Consider the following 2,433-nt stretch of genomic DNA (forward strand, 5'->3'; position numbering starts at 1 on the left):
ATTCTGGGCAAGGGGATTGTAACTGAAACAACAGTCGCTCGATTGAACGAAGTTTATCAAATCTATTCAGCAGGAACACAGCAGGTATATCCAACCGAGAATCAGCCCATTGTTCGAGCCTTGAATGTTTAGAGCGTCGTCAATTATGTTGGGCGCATCTAAGACGAGAATTCATCAAAATCTCGGAGCGCACTGGGGTATCAGCAGAATTAGGAACAGCATTAGTTGAACAACAAGAAAAGCTGTTTGAACTGTGGTATCAAGTTAGGGATGGAACTTTAACTCGATGTCAGTTTGCTCAGATGGTTGAAGAGATTCGTGCATCCATCCAAGGAACTTTGCGAGAAGCTGACAACTACGAAATAACATCACGGGAAAAAACACCTTTATTCTTCAACGGTTCGCACTTGTCGTCAACTACTGAAAGTAGAACCAGCAATGTGGTTGTTTGTGACTAATCCTGGTGTTGAGCCGACTAATAATGCTGCCGAAAGAGCTATTCGTCCCGCAGTTATCTGGCGACGGACTAGTTTTGGTTCTCAAACCCAAGGTGGTAGTACTTTTGTGGCTCGAATGTTAACAGTGGTTACCAGTCTTAAGTCTCAACGACGAAATATTCTGGAGTTTATCACACAAGCGGTTTTTGCTGCTCGTGATCGTCAACCTACTCCTTCTTTACTCCCAGATGTTGCTAATCCTGTTGATGATTCTGAAACAGTGGTAGCAGCTTAATCCCTCTTGATGACGATCCCTCTCGATGACGATCGCTCTCGATGACGATCGCTCTCGATGACGATCCCTCTCGATGACGATCCCTCTCCAAAGTGAAGAGAGCCAGTCGAACTCACGTTAATTTGATTACTTCAGTCCTTGGATTTTAGAGGAAAGATAGAAATGCGTCCTCTTTGTACCCCCTGAACGGTTACCCTCGCTGAGATTCCAGATGTAGGCTTTTTTGCCTGCTTGCTGACAGTAAGTAGTGATTCGGGTGAGGAGGCGGTGACGTTCTTGGAGGGGGGATTCGCAGGCTATGATTGGATAGTTGTCCGCAAGAAGGTCTTCTAGATAGTGAAAGCTAGACTTCATCTTAGTTGCTTGTAGCGTACTCAGAAGTAATTTTATCCAGAAGGGATGCTGTACGAGAACTGATAATTTTCTAATTCTTGCGTCCATAAATTAGAAAAAAGTTGGTTGATTTTCAGTATTTTGTTGATTGTGTAATCGCGTTGTGAATTTAGATAATTGCAGTATGAAGAGTTAGTGCAAGTATGGCAAAGACACCAGAATATCCAATTGTTGTTATCCCAGAGTTAGTTAAAGAAAAAAAACAGTTTACCCCTTTAGTTTTTCCTTCTGGACAGGGAGATGCACCAATCGGGGCAAGTGAGGGGCTGTTTGAAAATGTTCTCAAACACTATTTTGGTGAAATTGTTTCTCCCCAGCAGGTGATGCTTCCTCCAGGGCATCGACTACCATTTACGGCTGATTTTCTTATTATTGAACCAAATACTGGCTTACACATAGATTTGGAGGTCGATGAGCCAATTTCGTTTGCAACTCTTAAGCCTACCCACTGTATCGGCGAGGATGATTACCGAAACAAGTGTTTTGTCGATGTAAACTGGCTAGTCATCCGTTTTGCAGAAGAACAAGTCTCATCTCAGCCAGAACGCTGCGCTCGATTTATTGCTGGTGCGATCGCCCAACTGACAGATAATAATACTTATCGCCATCAGCTACTTCATGTAGAGAAAGTTACTCCTATGCGTCAGTGGTCTGCACGTCAAGCTTCCAGATTAAAGAAAAGTGATTACCGCCAAGGCTATCTTGGTCAGAGGAGAAACTAAGGATATAAAAAAATATTTAATAGAACGACCCCGTTCACCCGCCGCTAGTAACCTTTCGGATTCACCGACCAACTTGATACGGTCAGTGTGCAACGGGATTGTTAGGTTTCATTCAGATACCGATCTGTAATACTTGCCTACTCTCTATGGGTTAGAGTCACTCTCATCAATATCAAATCGCAATATTTGAGGGACGACTGTCTGTGTAGTGGGAATGAATGTCAGACAGCAATACTCTTCAGTCAAACCTAGGCTCGTATTCTTTTGATAGCGGGGACTGTTCAAATATTCTGGGTCATCGCTTAGCCTAATCTCAAATAAAAGCGCGTAAGAACCTACTGCCAAAATATCAGCTAATTCATATCCCCCTCCCTTACCATCAGACAAGAATGCGCCACTGCCATCTGCAACATTGAAGGGAACAATGATAGCTCGCACACTACCTGGATGCAGATTAATTTCTCCAGCACACCATGCTTCTACAGAAATTACTTGAGCATTACCCAACGAATAAAACTCGACTCCATCTGGGTAAATCGCGTATCCCTGGTTGCGATTTTGAACAGCAGAGGTTTCTTTGCTTGAT

Annotated in this window: 2 protein-coding genes and 1 pseudogene; 2 read left to right on the forward strand and 1 reads right to left on the reverse strand. The window is 43.4% G+C overall.

The annotated features are described in order from the left end of the window. Positions 1 to 128: 128 nt before the first annotated feature. Together LC574_RS35675 and LC574_RS35680 are read left to right on the forward strand one after the other, a co-directional pair. Positions 129 to 732, forward strand: a pseudogene (locus LC574_RS35675) (transposase); the annotation flags it as partial. Between the two features lie 536 nt (positions 733 to 1,268). Next, positions 1,269 to 1,847, forward strand: a complete 579-nt coding sequence (locus LC574_RS35680) for a hypothetical protein (protein WP_229458348.1) — start codon at positions 1,269 to 1,271, stop codon at positions 1,845 to 1,847. A 144-nt stretch (positions 1,848 to 1,991) separates the two neighbouring features. On the opposite strand, the gene LC574_RS35685 is transcribed toward LC574_RS35680, so the two are convergent. Beyond that, positions 1,992 to 2,433: hypothetical protein (locus tag LC574_RS35685; protein ID WP_229458349.1), on the reverse strand; the 442-nt coding region annotated here is incomplete at its 5' end.

It is taken from the genome of Nostoc sp. CHAB 5715 (assembly GCF_020829685.1).
Lineage (GTDB): Bacteria > Cyanobacteriota > Cyanobacteriia > Cyanobacteriales > Nostocaceae > Nostoc.